This is a genomic window from Streptomyces hyaluromycini (assembly GCF_002217755.1).
Classification (GTDB): Bacteria; Actinomycetota; Actinomycetes; order Streptomycetales; family Streptomycetaceae; genus Streptomyces; species Streptomyces hyaluromycini.
In genome coordinates, this window is sequence record NZ_BCFL01000019.1 from 556,712 (window position 1) to 573,557 (window position 16,846).

The 16,846-nt window shown below is 70.3% G+C and carries 12 protein-coding genes and 2 pseudogenes; 7 read left to right on the plus strand and 7 right to left on the minus strand.

The annotated features are described in order from the left end of the window. The 3 genes and pseudogenes from SSP29_RS59350 to SSP29_RS20380 form a co-directional block, all read right to left on the minus strand. A pseudogene (locus SSP29_RS59350) lies at positions 1–207 on the minus strand (hypothetical protein); the annotation flags it as partial. Between the two features lie 291 nt (positions 208–498). Further along, entirely contained in the window at positions 499–1,698 is a 1,200-nt protein-coding gene (locus tag SSP29_RS20375) for an SPFH domain-containing protein (RefSeq protein ID WP_089102111.1), read from the minus strand. A 12-nt stretch (positions 1,699–1,710) separates the two neighbouring features. After that, positions 1,711–1,959, minus strand: a complete 249-nt coding sequence (locus SSP29_RS20380; RefSeq protein ID WP_089102112.1) for an NfeD C-terminal domain-containing protein — start codon at positions 1,957–1,959, stop codon at positions 1,711–1,713. A 389-nt stretch (positions 1,960–2,348) separates the two neighbouring features. Between SSP29_RS20380 and SSP29_RS20385 the strand changes: the two genes are divergently transcribed. Further along, positions 2,349–2,687 carry a hypothetical protein gene (locus SSP29_RS20385; protein WP_145968931.1) on the plus strand — a complete coding sequence of 113 codons (339 nt, stop codon included), beginning with the start codon at positions 2,349–2,351 and terminating at the stop codon, positions 2,685–2,687. 215 nt (positions 2,688–2,902) lie between these two features. On the opposite strand, the gene SSP29_RS20390 is transcribed toward SSP29_RS20385, so the two are convergent. Next, positions 2,903–4,258, minus strand: coding sequence for an AfsR/SARP family transcriptional regulator (locus SSP29_RS20390; protein ID WP_089102114.1), 1,356 nt, complete (start codon positions 4,256–4,258; stop codon positions 2,903–2,905). 108 nt (positions 4,259–4,366) lie between these two features. Here SSP29_RS20390 and SSP29_RS20395 point away from each other — a divergent pair, with 108 nt between their 5' ends. Further along, positions 4,367–5,371: a macro domain-containing protein gene (locus SSP29_RS20395; protein WP_150134549.1), complete on the plus strand. Its 1,005-nt coding sequence runs from the start codon at positions 4,367–4,369 to the stop codon at positions 5,369–5,371. A gap of 60 nt (positions 5,372–5,431) precedes the next feature. Here the strand turns inward: SSP29_RS20395 and SSP29_RS55960 are convergent, their stop codons facing one another. From SSP29_RS55960 to SSP29_RS55970, 3 genes are read right to left on the minus strand one after another with little or no spacing between them, the layout of a single operon-like run. Further along, entirely contained in the window at positions 5,432–6,127 is a 696-nt protein-coding gene (locus tag SSP29_RS55960; protein WP_089102115.1) for a TIR domain-containing protein, read from the minus strand. A 2-nt stretch (positions 6,128–6,129) separates the two neighbouring features. Further along, positions 6,130–7,740 carry an AbeC-like domain-containing protein gene (locus SSP29_RS55965; protein WP_089102116.1) on the minus strand — a complete coding sequence of 537 codons (1,611 nt, stop codon included), beginning with the start codon at positions 7,738–7,740 and terminating at the stop codon, positions 6,130–6,132. Positions 7,741–7,797: 57 nt separating this feature from the next. After that, positions 7,798–8,541 carry a hypothetical protein gene (locus SSP29_RS55970; protein ID WP_245883152.1) on the minus strand — a complete coding sequence of 248 codons (744 nt, stop codon included), beginning with the start codon at positions 8,539–8,541 and terminating at the stop codon, positions 7,798–7,800. Between the two features lie 457 nt (positions 8,542–8,998). On the opposite strand from SSP29_RS55970, the gene SSP29_RS20415 reads away from it, so the two are divergent. The 5 genes and pseudogenes from SSP29_RS20415 to SSP29_RS20435 all read left to right on the plus strand — a co-directional run bounded on the left by SSP29_RS20415 (position 8,999) and on the right by SSP29_RS20435 (position 16,827). Beyond that, complete coding sequence (locus tag SSP29_RS20415; RefSeq protein ID WP_089102117.1) at positions 8,999–10,651, plus strand: hypothetical protein; 1,653 nt, start codon at positions 8,999–9,001, stop codon at positions 10,649–10,651. 302 nt (positions 10,652–10,953) lie between these two features. Continuing rightward, on the plus strand, positions 10,954–13,284 hold the full coding sequence (locus SSP29_RS20420; protein ID WP_245883153.1) for a SpoIIE family protein phosphatase: 2,331 nt from the start codon (positions 10,954–10,956) through the stop codon (positions 13,282–13,284). A 279-nt stretch (positions 13,285–13,563) separates the two neighbouring features. Continuing rightward, positions 13,564–14,142, plus strand: a pseudogene (locus SSP29_RS20425) (tyrosine-type recombinase/integrase); the annotation flags it as partial. Between the two features lie 197 nt (positions 14,143–14,339). Continuing rightward, positions 14,340–14,612 (plus strand): hypothetical protein, encoded by a 273-nt coding sequence (locus SSP29_RS20430; RefSeq protein WP_089102119.1) that lies wholly within the window; start codon positions 14,340–14,342, stop codon positions 14,610–14,612. A 718-nt stretch (positions 14,613–15,330) separates the two neighbouring features. After that, a complete protein-coding gene (locus tag SSP29_RS20435) occupies positions 15,331–16,827 on the plus strand; it encodes an FAD-binding oxidoreductase (RefSeq protein WP_089102120.1) in 1,497 nt (498 codons plus the stop codon). The last annotated feature ends 19 nt before the right edge of the window (positions 16,828–16,846 follow it).

Sequence of the window (16,846 nt, forward strand, 5' to 3'; positions counted from 1 at the left end):
CCCAGGACGGTGACGCTGATCAGCCCGCCACGTGAATCGGCGTACCGGCACTGTGATGCTGGTCGGAACGGCAGCCAGCTCTCGTACCGCACAGACGACATCGGCGTCCGACGACTTCCACACCGCACTCCACCGCCGAGACCAGCCCTCGCCGACCTCCAGATGCTCAGCAACCTGCTCATCCAGCACGTACGGCGCGATCATCATCCAGCCCGCACGTATGCGACCACACCGGCCCGCAGGGCCCCGTAGAGACCTCCACCAGCCCAGCACAGCCGATGAACCCGACATAGCGGTCGACTTAATCGAAACCGGCATCAGCTACCTGAATCCATCGCTGTCCTCCGGCCAACTGTGACGCTCAGAGTGGCCAACAGAAGCGCTCAGTCACAGCCGCACCGGACCGACGGCTGAACGAAGACCAGCGCGCCCGCCCCCGCAAGGGCGAACGCGCTGGGCTGGTCGATCCGGCGGGTGCCGCGAAGGCGGACTGGCGGACTAGTCGACGTCCACCGGACCGTCGTCCGACTTCCGCCCCTTGCTGGTGGGCAGCTGGAGCAGGCCGCCGGTCTCGCTCTCCCCGGAGCGGCGGCCGTCGGGGCGCTGCCCGTCGGAGTCCTGGCCGCCCAGGTTCTGCCGGACCGAGTCGAGGATGGTCAGGCCCTGGGACACCAGACCGGCGGCGAGCTCGCCGAGGCCGTCCGCGCCGTTGAGGACGTTGACGTTGGCGCCCGCGAGACCGCCGGCGGCCTCCTTGACGATCTGCGGGAGCTGGTCGATCAGCATCCGGTCGAGCGCGACCCGGTCGTACGACGCCGCCGCCTCCGCCTGGATCTTCATCCGCTCCGCCTCGGCGGCCGCGAGGATCCTGACCCGCTCGGCCTCGGCCTCGGCGGGCCGCACGATCTCGGCGACCAGCTGCTCCTGGCGCAGCCTGGCCTGGCGCTGGGCCAGCTCCGTCTGGGCGGCGAGCACCTCCTGCTGGGCGTGCGCCTGCGCCAGCGGTCCGGCCTGCGCGGCCTGCGCCTGGGCGCGGTCCACCTCGGCCGAGTACTCGGCCCTGACGATCGCGGTCTGGCGGGCGTACTCGGCCTGGTTGCGGGCCGCCACCTGCTCCGCCTCGACCGAGGCCTGGGTGGCCTGGGCCTGGGCGATCTGCGCCTGCCGCTGGATGGCCGCCTTGTGCGGGGCGGACATGGCATCGATGTAGCCGGTGTCGCCGTCGTCTATGGACTGGATCTGCAGCGAGTCGACGATCAGCCCGATCTTCGCCATCTCCGTCTTCGAGGTGTCCAGCACCTCCGCGGCGAGCTTCTGCCGCTCGGTGACGATCTCCTCGACCGTCATCGAGCCGATGATGGCCCGCAGGTGCCCGGCGAAGATCCGGCCGGTGAGCACCGACATCTGCTCCTGGTCGGAGAGGAACCGCTGGCCCGCGTTGATGATGCTCTCGTGGTCGTTGCCGACCTTGAAGGCGATGACCGCGCGGACGTGCAACGCGATGCCCTGCTTGGTCACGCAGGTCTCGGTGACCTCGGACTCACACATGGACAGGGTGAGGAACCGGACCTTCCGGAAGACCGGCAGCACGAACTTTCCATGCCCCGTGACCACTCGGAACGGCGCGCCCCCCAGTCCCCGCCTGCCCCCCGAGATCAACATCGCCTCGTCGGGAGCGGGTACGCGGTATCCGAACATTCCTGTTACTCCTCAGCCGGCCTCGGCGCTGTCGCCGAGCGCGTCCAATGGATCCACCCACTCGATGACGCCGACTTCGCGGCATCCCCGTGATTCGATCACGAGTACCGTCGCGCCTACCGGCAGTGGCTCCTCGGACCAGGCGAGGAACGTCTCCGAGCCGCCTCTGACCCGGACCAGGACTTCGCCGGGGCCTGTGGAACCGCGGGTTCCGATGAGCACCGTCCCCGTGCAGCCGATCACGGCCTCGTCCTGCGGCATCACCGGCCGTCCTCCTCGTTCCTCCTCGTTCTGGCCCGATGATTCCGACGATAGACCCGTTCCGCGCGGGACCCAACGGTCAGGGGGGACCGGTCCTGCAACATCGGCCGCGCCGGCCGGCGGGACGGGGCCGGCAAAGCCGCTCCCCGAGGCGGTGCCCTCGCCCCGCGAGCCGGCCGGAAGCCGGTCCGCCCGCTGTCCTGACCGGTGGGATGCCGTGCGACATGAAGGGCGATACGGTGTAAATGCTGTCAGGCTGCGCGCAGTTGCCCGCATGGTGGGCGGGACGGATCGCCCGTGCGGGGCGACATGTGCGGGACGTGGCGGGGCCGTCACGTCCTGCCGGTCGCATCAGTGGCATCCAGAGAATGGCATCCGAAGCAGGTTGAATGATGAACCGAACTCGTCGTCTCGCAGCGTTCGCCCTCCTTGCCGCCCCCGCGCTCGCGGCGGGCCCCACGACGACCGCACCCGCCGCTGCCGCCGCCGTGCCGCACGCCCCGTCCCGCGCGGTGTGCCATGTCGAAACGGAGTCCGACGGCAACTACCACCTCTGGGGTGTGGGGTTCCCCGGCGGTGCGAGGGTGACCTACTCCGGTTCCGCCTCCGGCACCGTCTCCACGGACCGGACGGGGCGGTTCGACATCGGCGGCCTCAGCGGAAGCAGGTTCGTCGTCAACACGGCCGACGGGAAGGCCACGGTCGCCTGCACCATGGTCCATCACTGAGCCCGCCGGCGGGGGCGTCCCGGAATCGGATCGGAAGCGGTTGGCGGGTACCGGCGGAAGCGCCCGGGGTGGTCTCGTGGACAGCGGTGAGGCCGGGCGAAGCGGCGCGAGGCGTGGCCGGCGGGACGATGCCGCGAAGGGGGAACGGAGAGATGCGGAGCAGCCCGTCGGCCCGGGGGACACGCCCGGGCCGCCGCCCGGCCCCACCTTCGCCGTCAGTCCGCCGCGCGCAGCCCGAGCACCAGGTCCGCGAACCGCTGCTCCACCGGGGCCAGGTCGGTCCGGGCCAGCTCCTGGGGCAGGATGACGATCCGGAGCTCGGGGGTCAGCGCGGGGTGGCGACCGCAGGCGTCGATGAACGAGTCGACGATGAGCGCGGCCAGCTGGCCCCGGTCCAGGTCGGTGACGCGGGCGAGGCCGGAGCCGATCAGCGGCACGGCGACCGGCTTGAACAGGCCGTGCACCGCCACCGAGGCCCACAGGTTCTCCAGGCTCAGCCGCAGGTCGAGGTGGTTGGACCTGGCCACCAGATCGTTGCCGAGCCGCGAATAGGCCGTGGCGAACACCCGGCGGCCCTCGACCGGCACCATCACGGTCGTGCCCACCGGATAACGGACCCGCCGGCCCAGCGGCTTGGTCCGCACGGTCTCGGTGCCCGCCGCCTTCACCGCCCGCAGCCCCGCCCGCAGCCGGTCGTCCAGCAGGCGACGCCGCCCGGCGAACAGCCGGTCGACGAGCTGGCTCTGCAGGCTCTCCCGGCTGATCACCAGGTCTTCCGCGGTCTCCGTGTCGAAGGTGTCGGAGAACCCGATCACCAGGTTGCAGTCCATCTGGTCGAACAAGTCGCCGCGCACCAGCACCACATCCGCCCGCTGGCCGGGCAACGGCACCCGGTGCCGCAGCAGTTCGGCCCCGTGCCGGGCGCGCAGCTCCGCGCGCAGCGCGTCGAGGACACGCGCGGCCTCGGTGTCGTCGGGATGCTCGTGGGCCATCAGTTCGGCGACCGGCAGGGCGAGTTCGGGTCGTCCCAGGTCGGTCTGCACGCGGACCAGTTCGCGTCGCGCGGAGTCCTGGAGGGCGGTCAGGCGGCGTACGAAGGGCGCCGCGAAACCCTCGCCGTTGACCTCGGCCAGCGGCCGGCCGCGCACCAGGGACAGCGCCTCGGCCAGCCGGTGCGCGGCGGTGGCCGGCGGTGCGTGCAGGGCCTCGCCGACGATCGCGGTGAAGCGCGCGCTGTCCAGCTCCTCGGGCCGCAGCACCAGACGGTAGGCGGTCTCCGGGCCCTGCACGGTGACCTGCTGCTCGGTGCACAGGACATGCGTTCCCGCGCTGTCCTGGCCGGGGGCCAGCGCCCGCCGCAGCTCCAGGACCCGTTTCTGCACCTCGTTGCGGTTGCGCTGGTCCAGATGGCGCGGCTCGTCCGCGAGCCCCCACACGTCGCGGCGCAGCTGCCGCACCGGCACCGCCTCGCCCTCGGCCGCCACCAGACGGACCAGCAGCCGTACCGTCAGCGGGGTCAGCCGGACCGGAACCCCGTCGACTTCGAGCTGGACCGGGCCCAGTACCTTCACCCGGATTTGTGCTCTTGCACCGGCCATCCGCGTCGCCCCCCGGCGGTTTTGCGTCACTCTGCGTCAGCCATAGTGACTGAAAGATTATCATGATGCCTTGGGGAATCCATGAGTTCGGGTGATTCCGGCGGGCTGGACCCGATGAGCCCGATACGGCCCCCGGACGCGATCCGGCCACGCGCCCCACACGCCCCACGCACCCCACGCCTCCACCCCCACCCGCGCCCGCATCTGCGGCCGCATCTGCGTCTGCGTCTGCCGCGGGGCACGCGGCGCGCCCGGCAGGTCTTCGTGCGCGACACGATGGTGGCGTTCGGCGGGCTGTCCGCCGTGTCCCAGGTCGTGGGCCCGTTCGTGCCGCAGAGCGCCTCCGGCGCGGTGGTCGGGCTGTCGGTGGGGGCCTGCCTGGGCTGGGGGCTGCTGCGGTCCCGTCCCGCGGCCCGGGTACGGCAGGTGTTCCGGCGGCCCGACATGGCGGTGGTCGTCGAGACGGGCGACGTCTTCGACCAGCCGGCCCATCTCGTCGTCGGGTTCTGCGACACCTTCGACACCCTGTCGGCCGGCGGCCGGCTCATCAACGGCGACAGCGTGCAGGCCCAGCTGCTGGACCGCCGGTACGACGGCGACGTACACCGCCTGGACGCGGAGCTCGGCGCGGCGCTCGCCACGGCCGAGCCCGTCGCGCGGGAGGAGCGGGCGGACAAACCGCTCGGCAAGCTCGACCGCTACCCGGTCGGCACGGTGGCGGTGCTGGGCACCCGGCCCCGGCTGGTGTTCGGCGTGGCCTACAGCCGGATCGGCAACGACTACGTGGCCTCCTCCGGCGTGGAGGACCTGTGGCGGGGCCTGGGCGGCCTGTGGGACGCGCTGCGCGCGCACGCCCAACTGGAGCGGGTGGCCATGCCGTTGGTCGGCTCCGGGCTGGCGCGGCTCGGCCACCTCGACCGGGACAGCCTGCTCCGGCTCATCCTGATGTCCTTCGTGGCCCGCTCCCGGGAGGGCGCGATCTGCCGCGAACTGCGCCTGGTCATACGGCCCGAGGAACTGGAGGGCATCGACATGCGCGAACTGGCCGCGTTCCTGGACGCGTTGGCGTCGGGCCCGGAACGGTAGCGCGGTACGGACGAGGGGGCGGGCGGCCCGCGGCCCCCGCCCCCTCGCCCGTACCGTCCGTCAGGCCAGCCGCCGGTAGGCCGCCAGATTCCTGAAGTACGAGGTGTCACGCCAGTCCGGCCGGGTGTCGTCGAGGTCGCACTCGGCGCCCTTGAGCCGCTCGACGATCTTCGAGACGGCGGTCTCGGAGCCGTCGAAGCGGATCACGTTGCGCCCCCCGAGGTCCGCGGCGGGCCGCACCCGGCCGACCTCCACGATGATCGTCCGCTCCGGGTAGGCCATCAGCGCCATGCCGAGCTCGATCAGCACGTTCTGGCGGGGCTGGCCGGTGTACTGGGTCTCGTAGGGCTGCTCGTTGTCGCCCAGCAGATGCGGATGGAGTTTGGCGACGTCGTCCGGGGTGAGCAGCACGAGCGCCGCCTGCGCCTGCGACAGCGCGGTCTCGATGACCTCGCCGAGGAACGGCGCGGTCCCCCCGGTGCTCCGCACCAGCCGCTCCCACTCCAGCGGGCGCAGGTCGAGCCGGCGCAGCAGCCCGAACATGGCCGTGCGGACCTCCTCGTCGCGGCCGTGCACGACGAAGACACTGCGCCTGCGGGCGTGCTCCGCGCGCGCCCGGTCCGCGAGCGCCGCCGCCTCCTGCTCGGCGGCCTCCCGGTCCTGCGGCGGGGTGTTGTAGACGTTGTACCCGAAGCCGCTGTTCCGGCCGCCGAGGATGTTCTGGCCGTTGTCGCCGAAGGTGTGGCCCTGGCTCATGGTCACTGCCCCGCCTTTCCCGATGAACCGCCGTTCGACGGCTGGTAGTTGTACCCGAACCCGCTGTTCTCGCCGCCGAAGATGTTCTGGCTGTTGTCGCCCAGCAGGATGTTGGTCTGCGCGCGGTCGTGCTCGACGAGGTCCACGTCGTGCTCGTCGAGGAACGCGCGGATGTTCTTGAGCAGCCGGCGCTCGACGATCTGCATGTACTTCACCGCGTCGGACTGCTGGAAGAAGTGGTGGTACGTCTCGCTGGTGGCCAGTTCCCGGACGCTCGCCAGCGCACCGCAGTTGGCCCAGCGGTTGACGTAGCGGCCGAGCCGGAACTCGCTGGTGTCCGTCACCCGGTCCGAGAGCAGCAGCGCGGCCGTGGCCCGCCTGGCCCGCCTGACCCGCCAGGGCCGGGTCACGCGGGCCACCCACGCCGGCAGGAACCGCTCCGGGACCAGCAGCAGCGGCCACATCCACAGCGTCACCCACCAGCGCACCATGGCCGTGAACATGTCCCACACCACCCGCACCGCCAGCCGCCCGTCGACGGCACTGGGCAGCTGGTCCACGAGGTGGAAGTCCGCCACGAGCGGCCCGAGCACATAGGTGTAGAACTCGGTGTGCAGCGTGTTGCCCTTGATGTCGAACCCGACGAAGATCGAGGTCACCAGCTCCTCGTTCCACGACCCGACGCGCACGCACAGGTACTCGCGGGCCGCGTCGTAGTCCTCCCGCCAGTGGATGCCGGGCAGGTCGTCCACGCTGGGCAGTTCGGACCAGCCGGCGCCGGTGGTGCGGTCGTTGGTGCGGATCGCGGTGGTGTAGCGGCGCTGCTCGACGGTCAGCCCGTCGATCCGCTCGTCGGGGCGGGGATCGTCGCGCAGATCGGCCCGCAGCCGGGCGGCGACCTCGCTGGTGATCTCGTGCACGGTGAACGGGACGACCCGCCTGCGCTCGACGGTGTCGAGGTCGGGCGGTGTGCCGTCCGTGCTCTTGCGCGCCATGATCCGGGTCTTCGGGGCGCCGAGCAGCAACTGTGCGTTGGACCAGTCGCGCAGCGGCAGGCCCGCGCCGACGAAGGGCCGGTAGCCGCCGTAGAAGACCAGTCCGCTGCGCCCGGCCTGCTCGTGGTCGATCTTGCGGGCCAGTGCGTCGGTCAGCCTGGGGTGCGACGGGCAGGCGCCGTCGAAGCCGCCGTCCGGGCCCTTCTCCCGCACCCGGGTCATCAGGACGTGCAGGGTGACGATCCGGCGCAGGTAGGCCGCCGCCCACGGCACCCAGCACAGCAGGACGACGCCGAGGAACGGGTTGAGCACCCCGTTGCTCAGCAGTACGAGGACCAGGATGTCCACGCCGGCCGCGACCGACCACTGGATGCGGCGCAGCCGGCGCGCGGCGAGGGCGTGGGCGAGGACCGACACGGCGTCGTAGCCGTAGGAGGGCGCGACGACCCGGAACCGCCTGCGGAGCAGTTCCCGGATGACGGCGCGCCGGTAGCCGGGATGGAGGTAGGTGCCGGCGGACAGCAGCCGGGTGGCTCTGGTGCGCGCGTACGCGCGGTGCTCCGGCGGCTCCTGCGGTGCCGGGCCGGGAGGACTGGGGTCGAGAACTTGTGTGGCCATGGTGGTTCAGCGCTCCGCTCGTGCGGGCGCACCCCTCCGGGCACGCCCCGGTGGGTGTCAGCCGGTCTGGGTGGCAGTGCCGCTGGTGATCACGCCGTCCTGGACGGTGTAGGTGGCGTCGTACGAGTGCGTCGTGCCGTCCGTCTGCAGGGCCTCGATGGTCAGCCGCACCTTGGTGCCGGTCACGGAGACGATGGCGATGGTGTCCTGCTCGGTGGTCGAGTAACCCGAGACGAAGCTGTCGTAGCTGGAGTCGAGGTTCTTGCCGCCGAGGGCCCAGGCGGTCTGGTAGTCGCGGGCGTCGAGCGCCGCGAAGTAGGCGGTGACGACTCCGCCCGGTCCACCGCTCGGGCTCGCGCCCGGAGTACCGGCGGCGGTCTCCGACGGGTAGCCGAACCCGTCGGTCGTGGTCGTGGTCGCGTCGGGGGTGCCGTAGGCGTCCGTCGGTGTACTGGTGTCGCCGTACGGCCACGCGGACGCCGTCGTCGGATCCGCGTAGGTCGGCTGGCCGCCCGTGCCGCCGCCGTCCGAACCCGAGGTGCCCGAGCCGTACAGGCCGGAGCCGGAGCCGGACGCCCCGAATTCGCCGGATGATCCGGATGATCCGGAGCCGCCGGCCAGGCTGCCGATCAGGGTCAGGATCAGGGCGAGCAGCAGGGGTGTGGCGATGACCACGAGCCCCCAGGTGCGGGCGGGGCCGCCCGGCGGTATCAGCCCCGGGGCGCTGTAGGAGGGCGGTGCACGGTGGGTGGACGGCGGGTCGGGACGCTCGGCGGGCGGCGTCAGCCCTGGGTCGGTCATGGGGTTCTCCAGCGGTCACGGCAGTGCACCGCGCTCCGCTCCGGCCGGCCCGGCAGCGGGCCCGCACGGTGACGGACCCGCCCTGGGTCGACCGTGAACAGCGGTGCGCGACAAGGCGGTTGACGCCTCCGATGCGACCAGCGCGACCGCTTCCGTGGCCAGAACCGGGCTGCTTCCGATCCGCTTCCGGCCCGCTGTGAACCCCTTCGGGCCGCCCGCCCCACCGCCCACGCCCCAGACGTGAACCAACTACCCGTCCGCCGCCGCGCCGGCACCGGATCCGGCCACCGACTCCCGGGGACGCCATCCGCTTGCCGTCCGGGTAGCGGAGTCCACCGGCCCCTTCCTCGGCCGCGCGCCGCGGAGCCCTGCCGCCGCCGGTCGATAACTCCGTTGCCGGAACAGGTGAGTTGATGTCTAGTGACCTCGCACATCAGCATCCGGAGAGGAGAAGAGAGTGATCGGACTCAGACGCCTGGCGGCGTCGATGACCGCCGCCGGAGTCGCGTGCCTGCTGGGCGCGGTCCCCGCGGCCGCGGCGCCCGCAGGGGCAGAGCACCACGTGGCGGCCCCGGGCACCGCGTCGGCGATGGGCGTTTCGGCACTGTCGTTCAGCGCCAAGTCGGTCGATGCCACCTCGGGGTCGGCCACCATCGATCTCAACTGGACGATGACCTCGTCCAACCCGAACGCCTCCGGCTTCGGCGGCGACATCCACCTGCGCCGGATCAATCCGAAGACCGGCGCCTACATCGGCACCGAACTCGCCGTCGATTTCGACTCCCAGGGTTCGCCGTCCGGCGGCGTCACCATCGGGTCCGGGGCCACTCCCGCCTCGACCACCTACACATGGACCGTCGCCGTCCCGCAGTACGGAGCCACGACGAAGACGACCTGGGCGGTCTCGGAGATCCGGGGTGCCGACGGCGCCGACGACTCGATCGACTGGACCGCGCCCGAACTGTCCGCGTTCCCGCGCACCTTCACCGCCAAGACCACGGCGGACCAGGGCTCCCCGAGCCTCGACCGGATCGCCCTGGCGCAAGGTTCGCAGGCCACCGTCTACGAAGCCCCCGGCCAGGGGGCCACGCTGCGGTACCAGCTGGACAGCCAGGAGACCAGGTCCGGCGTGTACGGCGGAACGGTCGTGGCCACCGGTCCGGACGGCCGAACCGCCCGTGGATCGTTCGCCATCGGCTGGGACTGGAGCGAGGGCTACCAGGGCTGCGGCTACCTCGACTGGATGCAACGGCAGGTGCTCGACTGCGCCGTGACCGTGCCGCTGCCGGCCGGCCTGCCGGAGGGCGACTGGAAGGTCACCGAGGTCGACCTGACCAGCAACGCCGGAGTCACCCATGCCTACACCGGGCTGTCCGAGGCCGCGGTGCACGTGACCTCCGACAGCGTGCTGTCGGCGACCGGCTTCGCGTTCACCCCGAGCCAGATCGACAGCTGGCACTCGCCCGTCCCGACCGCACAGCTCTCGCTGCGGCCCACCGGCGCCGTGGGCGGGATCAGCTCCGTTCAGCTGACGAGCTGGGGGAACAACGCCAACGAGTGCACCCAGCTGTCCACCACCCCGACCGTGCAGGACGACGGCACGATCACCGTGCCGGTGCGCGGGCTGCCGCGCCAGTTCAGCTGCCGGCTCACCGGTGTGATCATCACCGACGGTCACGGCGACCAGGCCGTCTACGGTTCGTCGCTGGGCGCCCCGGACATCGACGCCACGCTCACCAACATCCCCGACACCGTGCTGCCCACGGTGGACACGGTCACCGTCGCCCCGGACACGATCGCGGCCGGCGACACCCAGACATGGATCAAGCTGACGATCGACGTGTCCGCCTCCACCGCCGGGGTGAACGGCCTCGACCTGTACCTGGTCGACGCCTCCGGACATGCCGCCTCGATCCAGTCCGGCGGTGTGCCCACCACCTTCTCGGGCCCGATCGACGAGTACTTCACGCTGCCGCAGGGCACCGCACCCGGCCAGTACACCATCGGTTTCCGGCTCCAGGACCAGGGCTACAAGACCGTGAGCTACGGCCTGCCCGGCACCGGCAGCCAGCCGACACCCGGCGGACCGGCCACCCTCACGGTCACCTGACCCCAAGCCCACACACGACTGAGGGCCGGCCCGGGAGAAAGCCCCTCCCGAGCCGGCCCTTCGCTCCGCGCCCCGGCAGGACTCGAACGAGTCCGATCAGGCCTTGGGCGAGGCCGCTGCACGCCTGGCGGATTCGGGGCGGGCCGGCCGGGTGCGCGGGCAGGGCGAGGCAGGTCGCCTGAAGCTTGCGATCCCATGGCGCCAGGAGCACTGTGGATACTGCCTGGGACAAGAGATCAGAGACCACCATGCACACCTGGGGCAGGCGGAACACTCGCCGATTCACCGGTGCTCGCCTGGACGTGTCCGCCGCGACAGGCGTGTTGGACCGGGACGGCTGCGTCACCCACTGGAGCAGTGGTGCGCAGGAACTGCTCGGATACGCCCCTGTCGAAATCATCGGCAGGCCGGTGGACGACCTGCTGACGGCCGAGGGAACGCTGCGGCACCGCGACGGCCTCCCGCTGCACGCGCGGGTGCACCTGTGCCCGCTGCAGGACACCGATCGGGACGGCGGCTTCCTGCTCCTGCTGACGGCCGTGCCCGAGGCCGCGACAGACACACCCCGGGATTCCCTGCTCCCGCAGTGGATATTCGAACAGCAGCCGCTTGCCGTTGCCATCTGCGACCTCGACGCGCGCCTGCTGCGCGGGAACGAGCCGATGCTCGGAGTGGGGGGCTTTTCCGAGGAGGAGGCCCGCGGTCGGCGCCTGACCGAGATCCTCCAGGGCAACGCCATCGAGGAGGTGGAGCGGCGGGTACTGCGAGTGGCCCGGACCGGGAAAGCGGAAGCGGCGGAGCCCATCGTCAGGCTTCCCGGGGAATCCAAGGCTCATGCCTGGGCCATGGACGTCTTCCCGCTCAAGGACGCGGACGGCTCGGTGCGTGCGGTGGGCGTTACGGCATCCGACTACTCCCAGCAGTACGACTCCAGGGAGCGCATCGCCTTGATCAGCGAGGCCAGGACCCGCGTGGGTACGAGCCTGGACATCGTGGGAACCGCACGAGAATTCGCCGAACTCGCTGTCCCCCGCTTCGCCGACTTCGTCAGCGTGGATCTTCTGGAGCCTGTCTTCCAGGGGGAGCTGCCCGCGCCCGTCCTTCCTCGGGGTGTCACCGCCCTGCGCAGGGCGGCACACCGGTGGGCCGCCGGGCACGTGCCCGCCCTCGATGCGGTGATCAGCGCTACGGAAGTGCACCCTCATCCGTGGTCGTCGCCGGTCGCCCGGTGTCTGGCCGAGAGCCGGGCCGTTCGCCACAGCACCGAGGACCCCGAGGTCGTCCGCTGGCTGGCCGAGGATCCCGTTCAGGCGTCCCTCGCGGAGTCGTTCGGCCCCCACTCGCTCATCGCTGTGCCGATCCGTGCTCAGGGCGTTTCCCTCGGGGTGGTCCTGTTCGTCAGGTACGCGGCCTCGCACGAGGAAGCCTTCGGCCCGGACTGCACGGCGATCAGCGAGGACCTCGTCGACCGGCTCGCGATCTGTCTGGACAACGCTCGCCGGTTCACGCGGGAGCGCGGCATCGCGCTCGCACTGCAGCGGGCCCTGCTGCCCCGGGAATCGGCCGTGCACCCCGCTGTGGAGACGGCCGCCCGTTACCTGCCCGCGGGCGGCGGCGCCCAGGTGGGCGGTGACTGGTTCGACGTGGTTCCCCTGCCCGGGGCACGGGTCGGCCTGGTGGTCGGCGACGTCGTGGGACACGGCATCAACGCCTCCGCGACCATGGGACGCCTGCGTACCGCCGTGCGCACCCTTGCCGACATCGACCTGCCGCCCGAGGAACTCCTCACCCACCTCGACGACATCATCACCCACACCGCGGGTGAGCAAGGCGGCGAGCCCACCGGTGAGATCCCCGGCGACATCGGTGCCACCTGCCTGTACGCCGTCTACGACCCGGTCTCCGGCACCTGTTCCCTGGCCCGGGCCGGCCACCCCGCCCCGGTACTGATCCGCCCGGACGGCACCAGCAGTGTCATCGACATGCCCTGTGGCCCCCCGCTGGGACTCGGCAGTCTGCCGTTCGAAGCGGCGGACGTCATCGTGCCTGAAGGGGGCCTGCTGGCACTGTTCACCAACGGTCTCCTCAGCACCCGGGATCGCGACATCGACGAAGGGTTCTCCGACCTGCGCCGTGCCCTCGCCCTCCCGGCCGCCTCGCTCGACGCCCTGTGCGACACCGTCCTGGACACCCTGTGCCCCGAACCGCACGCCGACGATGTCACCCTGCTCCTTGCCCGCCCCCGCGTGTTCGACGAGGACCGCCTCGCCAGCTGGGACCTGCCCGGCAATCCCGCGGTCGTCGCCGACGCTCGCCGGCTCGCAGCGGAACAGCTCGCCCTGTGGGGACTTGCGGAGGCCGCGTTCGTCACGCAACTGGTGGTGAGCGAGCTGGTCACCAACGCGATGCGGCACGCCGGAGGGCCGATCCGGCTGCGGCTCATCAAGGGCGAGACGCTGATCTGCGAGGTCAGCGACGGAAGCAGCGTCAGTCCTCACCTGCGCCGGGCCCGAGTATTCGACGAGGGCGGCCGCGGCCTGTTCATGGTCGCCCAGATCACTCAGCGCTGGGGCACCCGCTACACCCGCACCGGCAAGACCATCTGGGGCGAGCAGGTGCTGCACATGCCGTAGGTACCGGCAATCCGGCCGGGAAGGGCGGTCACGATCGGCGGCGACCTCTGCCTGGCAGGTCTGAGGATGATCTCCAAGCGGCTGCCCTGATCACCCCTCCCGTGCGGGCCTTCACTCACCTCGACCTGCCCCCCGACCAGCTCCTGCACCATCTCGACGACACACCCCAGGAAGTCGACAGCCCCCTCAAGGCCACCTGCCTGTACGGGATCTGTGGCTGCACAGCCTGCCGCTGCCGGCGCAAGGACGGCCGTTACGAGGCGCGCGTCTACGTCCCTCAAAGAGGCACACCGCGTGCTCCGCACCGCGCTCACGGCGGCTGTGCGGGAGGAACTGATCACCCGGAACGTTGCAACGCCGGTGGAGCCACCGCGAGTCAGGCAACGGGAGGTCCGGCCCTGGACCCTGGAGGAGACCTTGGCCTTCCTGGAAGCCGCACGTCGTGATCCGTTGTACGCGGCGTTCGTGCCGGCGGTGGCCATGGGCCTGCGACGCGGTGAGCTCGTGGGTCTGCGCTGGTCGGATGTGGACCTGGACAACCAGGTGTTGTATGTGCGTCAGCAGACGCAGCGTCGAAGGGGCGAGTTGTACGACGACGACCCCAAGAGCCGTCGCAGCCGCCTGGTTCCGATGCCCGCACGGTGCATTGCGCCGCTGCGCCGGCACCGCTTGCGGCAGCGCGAGAACTTCTCACGCACAGGCGTCGAGTGGTCGGAGAGTGGCTACGTCTTTGCCACGCGGAACGGTCGGCCGGTCGAGCCGCGCAACGTCTACCGCTCGTCCACGCGGGTTGCCGCTGATGCCGGGCTGTGTGTGGTCCGGCTGCACGATGCCAGGCACGGCACCGCCACGCTGCTGTGAACCCACGTCCTGCTGGTCTCGAACCACTGGGTGCTAGGTCCGCCAGGGGCCAATCCAAAATGCCGCCTCTGACGTATTGGAAATAGGCCGCATCCTGGGAGTACGCACCTGGTCGGCTGGGTCCTGTGCAGCGGGATCTTGGATTCGGGACGTGCTCCGCGGCTGCAGACGACGGAAGGAAAGGCGTATCCATCATGCGAGCACAACGCGCGAGGCGTCTCGTCGCGCCGTTCGCTGCCAGCATTCTGATGGCTGGCGGCGCTGCGATCAGCGCAGCCGGTACGGCCGAAGCAGCCCCTGCCGTGCACACCCAGGTGACCACCAACCGGTGCTTTGGCCACGATGACTGGCGCTGCTTCGACCACGGCGGGTTTCCGCTTCGACCCGGGTTTTGCTTCAACCACCCCGGGCTCTGCTTCGACCACCGCTTCGACAATGGAAGCATTGTGATCATCGTGTTCCGGTAGTGGTCACCGCAGGCACATAAGGGCGCGCCCGTCACGGGCGCGCCCTGAGTCACGCCATGAACGATCTTGAAAACCGTCGTAGCGCGAGCCACCGTGGGTTCAAGTCCCACACCCACCGCATGATCGAACGGCCTCTGCCCCGGGCTTTCGTCGCTGGCAGCTTTGGGGCGTCTGTCACTCTAGGTCGCCGTTGTTCGGCCTGGGGACCTTGGACTGCCCAGGGTCCGACCAGAGCTGACCACGCGGACTGGTCGACGACGGACCCTTACGATGCGGGCCGCATGAACCTCGGCCGACGACAGTCAGGCATGACGGCGGGTGCGCCGACCGATCAGGCGCGCATACGTCTCGCTGCACCCCTACCCGCCTCAACCGCGGTGTAGTGCCGTCGATGGGAGCAAGTCGCGGGCGTGTCCACCGGCGTTGCACGTGGCGGGACACGATCCCTTGCTGCTCGGCAACAGTGGCTCCAGCACTGCCCACTGCCTGTCCGTCAGATTTCCGCGCCACAAAGTGCCGCCCCGGTTTGCCGCTGCGCTGACGGATCTCGTCTGTCCGAAGCCGGCACGTGAGACGGAGGCCAAGGCGTTAGGCGCCTTGGCCGTGGTTGCGAGCGTGTCGAGACGATTCATTGTGGTCGCCCTTGCTACCGTCCACTTCGCCTGAATAATCCTAAAAACCCGATTCGCGTCTGCTTATGGTCGAGAGGACACGGACCATGAACGACTTCTCCCGTCGCGGCCTGCTCAAGGCGACGGCGGCCGCCGGTGCCGGCGCTGTCGCAGTCCCGGGCATTACGGCCGTGGAGGCCCCCGGCGCGAGCGCCGCGAGCAAAGGGCCCGGGCACGGGAAATGCCCGCCGGCGGAACTGACCGGCCGCATCGTGCGCCCCGAAGACGCCGGGTACACGGATGCGCGCCTCGGCTGGGACCAGCTCTTCTCCCACTATCCGCTGGTCATCGTCTTCGCCCAGAACACCCAGGACGTGGTCAACGCCCTGACGTGGGCGCGGCAGAACGACGTCGCGGTGCGGGTGCGCAGCGGCCGCCACGCCCTTGAGGGCTGGTCGAACGTGGACAACGGCGTCGTGATCGACATCAGCGAGCTGAAGTCGGTCGACATCGACGCCCACTCGCGTGTCGCGACGGTCGGCGCCGGGCTCAACCAGCTGGAAGCGGTGACCACGCTCGCGAAGCAGGACCTCGCGGTGACCACCGGAACGGAGGGCAGCGTAGGTCTGTCCGGTGCGACGCTCGGCGGTGGATTCGGCTTCCTGACCCGCTGGCTCGGCATGGCCTGCGACAGCCTTGTGGGAGCTGAGATTGTCATCCCGTCGGGTGACGAGTGCGCCAAGGCGATCAAGGCGGATCTGAGCAACAACTCGGACCTGCTCTGGGCGCTCCGCGGGGCGGGAAACGGCAACTTCGGGATCGTCACGTCACTGACCTACAAAGTGGCTCCGTTGAAGAGCGTCACTTATCTCCAGGCGACGTGGAAGGGTATCAAGGACCTCCACGCCATCTTCGACGCATATCAGCGTACGGCGCCGACCACCGACGCCCGCCTCGGAACCCAGCTCGAGATCCACAGAAACCAGATCTTCCTGTTCGGGGTTCTCCCCGAGGGAACGCCGGACGAGGCGAAGGAGTTGCTGGCCCCGATCCTGTCGATCGACAGCCCCAAAGTCACTACGCAGGTCGACAACTGGGGCGACGTATACGCGGGATTCCAGATTCCGACCAAGCTCGAACCGGCGAACTGGAAGTTCTTCTCGCAGTTCACCAGAAAGCCGTTCCCGAGCGAAGCGATCGACATCGTCACCTCGTTCATTCAGCACGCCCCTACGGATGACACCAACTTCTTCGTCCAGGCCTTCGGCGGGAACGTCAGAAGGAGCCCCCGCGGCGGCACCGCGTTCCCGCACCGCGACGCGCTCTTCTACTCCGAGCCCGGCGTCGGCTGGGGGACTCGTTCGAACCAACCAGGCGTCTGCGACCCGCTCACCTCGACGTGCCAGGCCTGGATCGCCGAGTTCAGCCAGGCGCTGCGGCCCTACGTGAACGGCGCCTACGTCAACGTGCCGAACATCGCGCAGCAGGACTGGGAAACCGCCTACTGGAGAGACAACTTCGACCGGCTGCGCAAGATCAAGGCGAAGTACGACCCGCACAACGTATTCCAATACGAGCAGAGCGTCCCGCCCGCGGTCTGCTGACCGAGCAGCTGCAGGGGCC

What these genes read in the sequence shown, in the direction of transcription:
- SSP29_RS55960 (WP_089102115.1), bottom strand. Translation starts at nt 6,127, where the DNA reads ATGAGCCAGGGCCACACCTTCGGCGACAACGGCCAGAACATCCTCGGC.
- SSP29_RS20385 (WP_145968931.1), top strand. Translation starts at nt 2,349, where the DNA reads ATGATGAACCGAACTCGTCGTCTCGCAGCGTTCGCCCTCCTTGCCGCC.
- SSP29_RS20375 (WP_089102111.1), bottom strand. Translation starts at nt 1,698, where the DNA reads ATGTTCGGATACCGCGTACCCGCTCCCGACGAGGCGATGTTGATCTCG.
- SSP29_RS20435 (WP_089102120.1), top strand. Translation starts at nt 15,331, where the DNA reads ATGAACGACTTCTCCCGTCGCGGCCTGCTCAAGGCGACGGCGGCCGCC.
- SSP29_RS20430 (WP_089102119.1), top strand. Translation starts at nt 14,340, where the DNA reads ATGCGAGCACAACGCGCGAGGCGTCTCGTCGCGCCGTTCGCTGCCAGC.
- SSP29_RS55965 (WP_089102116.1), bottom strand. Translation starts at nt 7,740, where the DNA reads ATGGCCACACAAGTTCTCGACCCCAGTCCTCCCGGCCCGGCACCGCAG.
- SSP29_RS20395 (WP_150134549.1), top strand. Translation starts at nt 4,367, where the DNA reads ATGAGTTCGGGTGATTCCGGCGGGCTGGACCCGATGAGCCCGATACGG.
- SSP29_RS55970 (WP_245883152.1), bottom strand. Translation starts at nt 8,541, where the DNA reads ATGACCGACCCAGGGCTGACGCCGCCCGCCGAGCGTCCCGACCCGCCG.
- SSP29_RS20380 (WP_089102112.1), bottom strand. Translation starts at nt 1,959, where the DNA reads ATGCCGCAGGACGAGGCCGTGATCGGCTGCACGGGGACGGTGCTCATC.